Genomic DNA, 5,180 nt, shown 5'->3' with positions numbered 1-5,180 from the left:
GGTTTAAGCGAGCTTGCCATACGCTCCGCAGACAAAAGGAAAATCAGTGATATTGGTGCCACAGGTGGAGTGTTCTACAATGAGGCAATTACTCAAACCGTAAAGAATCATGTTGAAGGCAATGGCTATAACTTCATACAACACCTGAACACATGTGCCGGAGACGGTTCCGTTTCACTGGGTCAAAGCATTGTCGCTAAAAAAAATTAAAAAAAAGTGTTTGAAAGATTATTTCAAACATTCAAATATCATCTATTTTTCATGGTCCTTTCCAGAATATACTCTGCCCTTTCAAGGAGGTTGCCGTATAATCTGATTTGATTTCTCAACTCGTCGATTGCCTCGAGCTGTCCATCATCTATTCTTTTTTCAATATCCAATAGTTTAGACCATTCATCTCCTGATGGAAGTTGTAAAGTATTGAGTATGTCGTCTGTAAATTGCACGTCAAAGTTGTTTCTGTTAATTGTAATGTGTATATTAACTTCGTTTTGCAAATCATAGTATTTACGTGGACGACCTCTTAAAATCTTTTTGTAAGAAGAGTTTAGAATTCCTATGTCTTCCATAGCACGTAAATGTGCAATGATTGCTTTTTGACCAATGTCAAGTTCATTGGAGATTTCACTTACAAACATAGGTTCTTCCCTTAAAAGATTTATAATGTCTCTTCTAGTTTTACAACCCATTACATCAAGGATGTCCTCTACATCAATGTCATCCACTGGTTGATCATAGTTTCCTCTGATTTCTATGTGGCCAGTAGGTGAATTGACATTTCTGCGAGATTTTTCATTTTTCTCAATGTCGTTTGTACTAGTCATGTTTATACATTATGTATCGAAACCTTTATATAACTTTTTGTTACTATAATAATGTAAGAGAAAGATAACTTTTGGTTACTTTAATATTTGGTTCAGAAAAACTTGAAGTAATAACTCTTGATTGATGAACCATTTTCCTATATGTCCATAAATTCCCAAAAACCAATGTTAAAGGGTCAAAAGAAAAATTTCTCGGGTTAGAGTTATTACAAAAGTTTTTCAAAAAACCTAAAAAAGGTGTAACTATGACTGATGAAAATAAAAGCGAAACTGAAGTAAAGGCTCAAGATTTCGAAGAAAAGATTGAGGAACTTGAAAAAGAGTTGGCTCAAAAGAATGAAGAGATAGAAAAGCTTCAGGAAAATCTTGAAAAATCCGAAAGTGAAACCAAGGAATACATCTCACTATCACAAAGACTTCAAGCTGATTTCGAAAACTTCAAGAAAATACAGGACAAAAGAAACAAGGATCTTGTGAAATTCGCAAATGAAAACGTTATATTGAACTTCTTGGATTGCTATGAAGACTTCGGTAGAGCTTTAGAAACAGAAAATGATGAAGATTTAAGAAACGGAATTGAACTAATATATAATAAATTTAGTGACATACTCGAAAAAGAAGGAGTATCTGAAATCCCTGCAAAAGGTGAAAAATTCGACTTGAACAAGCATGAAGCATTAATGGTTCAGGAATCCGATGACGTTGAAAACGGATATGTTATTGAAGAGTTAATGAAAGGCTACATGTACAAGGACAAAGTTCTTAAATATTCAAAAGTTATAGTTTGTAAAAAATAATGTTTATTAAATAATTCATGAAAAAAATAAGGTGATAATTATGTCTGATACTAAAAAAGAAAAAATTATTGGAATCGATTTAGGTACAAGTAACTCCGCAGCATCCGTGCTTGTAGGGGGTAAACCAACTACAATCCCATCCGCTGAAGGAGCAAGCCAATACGGAAAATCATTCCCAAGTTACGTTGCATTTACCGAAGACGGTCAAATGCTAGTCGGTGAACCTGCAAGAAGACAAGCAGTAACCAACCCAGAAAACACAATCAGTGCAATCAAAAGAAGCATGGGTACTGACCACAAGGTTACTGTAAACGGAAAACAATACTCCCCACAGGAAATTTCCGCATTCATCCTCCAAAAAATCAAAAAAGACGCAGAAAGTTTCTTAGGAGAACCAATTGAAAAAGCAGTTATTACCGTACCAGCTTACTTTGACGACAACCAAAGGACCGCAACCAAAGACGCAGGAACCATTGCAGGATTGGATGTTGTAAGGCTCGTGAACGAACCAACCGCAGCAAGCCTCGCATACGGACTTGACAAAGCTGATGAAGAAGACATGAACATCATGGTATACGATTTAGGTGGAGGTACCTTAGACGTAACCATCATGGAGTTCGGTGGAGGAGTATTTGAAGTAAGAGCTACCAGCGGAGACACCCAACTCGGTGGTACCGATATGGATAACGTATTAATCAAATACTTAGCTGACCAATTCAAAGCTCAAGAAGGCGTGGACTTAATGGATAACGATCAAGCAGTACAAAGATTAAGAGAAGCTGCAGAAAAAGCTAAAATCGAATTGTCCACCACTACCACAACTGAAGTTAACTTACCATTCATCGCAATGGGAACCGACGGCACTCCTAAAAACTTAATTGATACAATAACCAGAGCAAAATTAGAAGAATTAGTTGACCACATTGTTGAAAAATCCGGTAAACCAATGCAACAAGCATTAGACGATGCTAAAATGAGCAAATCCGACATTGACAAAATCATCTTAGTCGGTGGACCTACCAGAATGCCAATCGTACAAAAATATGTTGAAAAATTCATTGGCAAACCAGTAGAACGTGGTATTGACCCAATGGAATGTGTATCCATGGGTGCAGCTATCCAAGGAGGAGTATTAGCTGGTGAAATTAAAGACATCGTTCTTTTAGACGTAACCCCATTATCCTTAGGTATTGAAACCTTAGGTGGAGTGTCCACTACATTAATCGAAAGGAACACTACAATCCCTACCAAGAAAAGCCAAGTGTTCTCAACCGCTGCTGACAACCAGCCTTCAGTAGACATTAACGTACTTCAAGGTGAACGTAAAATGGCAGCTGACAACACATCCCTTGGACGTTTCCAATTAGTCGGAATTCCACCTGCACCAAGAGGCGTTCCACAAATTGAAGTAACATTCGATATTGACGCAAATGGTATCATCAATGTAACAGCTAAAGATAAAGGAACAGGTAAAGAACAAGCAATCACTATTACCTCATCCACCAAATTGTCCGATGAAGAAATCGAACAAAAAATCAAAGAAGCTGAAATGAACGCTGAAGCTGATGCAAAAAGACAAGAAGAAATTGAAATCAGAAACAACGCAGACTCATTAATTTACACTTCAGAAAAAACTTTAGATGAACTTAAAGATCAAGTATCTGAAGATGAAAAAACTAAAGTCGAAGGACTTGTAGCTGAATTAAGAGAACTCATAGCTGGCGATGATATTGATGCCATTAAAGCCAAATCCGATGAACTCTCCAATGTAGTTCAAGAAATCGGTGCTAAAATCTACCAACAAGCACAAGCAGAAGCACAAGCTCAACAACAAGCAGGAGCTGACCCTAATGCAGGTGCCCAAGATAACGGCGACGATGACACAATTGATGCAGACTATGAAGTAAAAGACGATTAGATTAAATAATACGGTTTTATTAGATTGTTAGGTTAATGCAAAATCAGAATCAGAATCAAAAAATAGTTAAACTAACAGTTAAAATAAAACTATTATTTATTCTATATTTATTTTTTTTAAGGTGAACAAATGGCAGACAAGCGAGATTATTATGAAGTTCTTGGCGTGGATAAGAACGCTGACGAGAAAACAATTAAAAAGGCTTATCGTAAATTAGCTAGGAAGTACCACCCTGATGTCTGTGACGAACCCGATGCTGAAGATAAGTTTAAGGAAGTGAGTGAAGCATACGCTGTCTTGTCTGATGATGAAAAACGTCAAAGATATGACCAATTCGGTCATGCAGGAATGGATGGATTTACAGCAGAGGACTTCTATCAAAACGTGAACTTCGAAGACATATTCCAAGGTTTCGACATTGGAAACATTTTCGACATGTTCGGTTTTGGAGGAGGTGCACGCAGTAGAGGAAGAGCTGGTCCTCAAAGGGGATCAGACATTTACACTGAAGTCCCAATTACTCTTGAAGAAGCATTCAATGGCTGTGAAAAGGAAATTAAGATTACAAGAAGTGAATTGTGTCCAACATGTAACGGTTCAAAGTCAAAGCCTGGTTCAGACCCTGAAACCTGTCCTAAATGTGGAGGAACAGGTCAAATCAAGGAGGTCAGCAACACTTTCCTAGGACAAATGGTAAATGTGAGACCATGTAGAGAATGTGGAGGAACCGGTAAGATAATTACCGATCCTTGTGAAGAATGCCGTGGAAAAGGAAGTGTCAGGAAAAGCAAAACCATTAAAATCGAGATTCCTGAAGGAGTTGACGAAGGCAACCACTTAAGGGTTTCCGGTGAAGGAAACTGCGGAGAAGGCCCAGGCCTTGAAGGTGACCTTATAGTGACAGTTCATGTCAAAAGGCACAAGCAATTCCAAAGGGAAGGAGACCACTTATACCTAGAACAGCAAGTAAGTTTCCCTCAAGCGGCATTGGGTGATGTCTTAAGCATTCCTACCATTGAAGGAAAAGAGGTCGAGTTTAAGATTACTCCAGGAACACAAAGCGAAACCGTATACAAGCTCAGGGGTCAAGGTATGAACTCCGTAAGGCATAACGGCAGAGGAAACATGTATGTGACCATCAAGGTTGTTGTTCCTAAAAAATTAAATTCAAAACAGAAAAAGATACTTGAAGAATTCGCTGAAGTCAGCGGAGATGAGATCAAACACGTTGAAAGAGGTCTCTTCGACAGAGTTAAAGATGCTATGAAGTAAGTTAGTTTTCACTAATTTACTTTCCCACACTTTTCTTATTTTTAGACCCCACCAAACCACCATTAATCATTTTATCCTTGAAATTATTGAAGGCAAAACAAATAATTCAGAGCATCCATTTTTAAAATTTATATTACATTTGATGTGATGTATACTCACCGCACCAGATTGACATGAAATGAAATTTTTCCAAAAATGAGCGAAAATACGGTCAAAAATTACCATGAGAATAATTACAATAACGAGTAAGCAAAATAGTGCGGATGTTACTAACTATAATAATATTGATTAGAAAATCAGAGTTAATTAATTGATTATTGAAAAACAGTTATTATAAATTGACTAATCTACATGAAAAAATAAAAAAAG

At 37.2% G+C, this 5,180-nt stretch carries 5 protein-coding genes; 4 read left to right on the top strand and 1 reads right to left on the bottom strand.

From position 1 onward, the window contains the following. Positions 1-210, top strand: a 210-nt coding sequence (locus E7Z78_RS09470) for a hypothetical protein (protein ID WP_303724941.1), incomplete at its 5' end; no start/stop codon positions are given. 38 nt (positions 211-248) lie between these two features. Here E7Z78_RS09470 and E7Z78_RS09465 read toward each other — a convergent pair. Then, the gene (locus E7Z78_RS09465) at positions 249-824 is read right to left on the bottom strand and encodes an ArsR family transcriptional regulator (RefSeq protein ID WP_303724940.1); all 576 of its coding nucleotides are present in this window, start codon (positions 822-824) and stop codon (positions 249-251) included. 245 nt (positions 825-1,069) lie between these two features. Between E7Z78_RS09465 and E7Z78_RS09460 the strand changes: the two genes are divergently transcribed. The 3 genes from E7Z78_RS09460 to dnaJ all read left to right on the top strand — a co-directional run bounded on the left by E7Z78_RS09460 (position 1,070) and on the right by dnaJ (position 4,811). Continuing rightward, on the top strand, positions 1,070-1,621 hold the full coding sequence (locus E7Z78_RS09460) for a nucleotide exchange factor GrpE (protein WP_303724939.1): 552 nt from the start codon (positions 1,070-1,072) through the stop codon (positions 1,619-1,621). A gap of 40 nt (positions 1,622-1,661) precedes the next feature. Continuing rightward, complete coding sequence (dnaK, locus tag E7Z78_RS09455) at positions 1,662-3,539, top strand: molecular chaperone DnaK (protein WP_303724938.1); 1,878 nt, start codon at positions 1,662-1,664, stop codon at positions 3,537-3,539. A 129-nt stretch (positions 3,540-3,668) separates the two neighbouring features. Beyond that, positions 3,669-4,811 carry a molecular chaperone DnaJ gene (dnaJ, locus tag E7Z78_RS09450; RefSeq protein WP_287410917.1) on the top strand — a complete coding sequence of 381 codons (1,143 nt, stop codon included), beginning with the start codon at positions 3,669-3,671 and terminating at the stop codon, positions 4,809-4,811. The last annotated feature ends 369 nt before the right edge of the window (positions 4,812-5,180 follow it).

The organism is Methanobrevibacter thaueri (genome assembly GCF_015062915.1).
GTDB classification, from domain to species: Archaea; Methanobacteriota; Methanobacteria; order Methanobacteriales; family Methanobacteriaceae; genus Methanocatella; species Methanocatella thaueri_B.
This window is presented reverse-complemented; position numbering and strand designations above follow the sequence as displayed.

Bases quoted from the DNA above. Each gene is read 5' to 3' on its own strand.
- E7Z78_RS09465 (WP_303724940.1), bottom strand. From the start codon at position 824: ATGACTAGTACAAACGACATTGAGAAAAATGAAAAATCTCGCAGAAAT.
- dnaK (WP_303724938.1), top strand. From the start codon at position 1,662: ATGTCTGATACTAAAAAAGAAAAAATTATTGGAATCGATTTAGGTACA.
- dnaJ (WP_287410917.1), top strand. From the start codon at position 3,669: ATGGCAGACAAGCGAGATTATTATGAAGTTCTTGGCGTGGATAAGAAC.
- E7Z78_RS09460 (WP_303724939.1), top strand. From the start codon at position 1,070: ATGACTGATGAAAATAAAAGCGAAACTGAAGTAAAGGCTCAAGATTTC.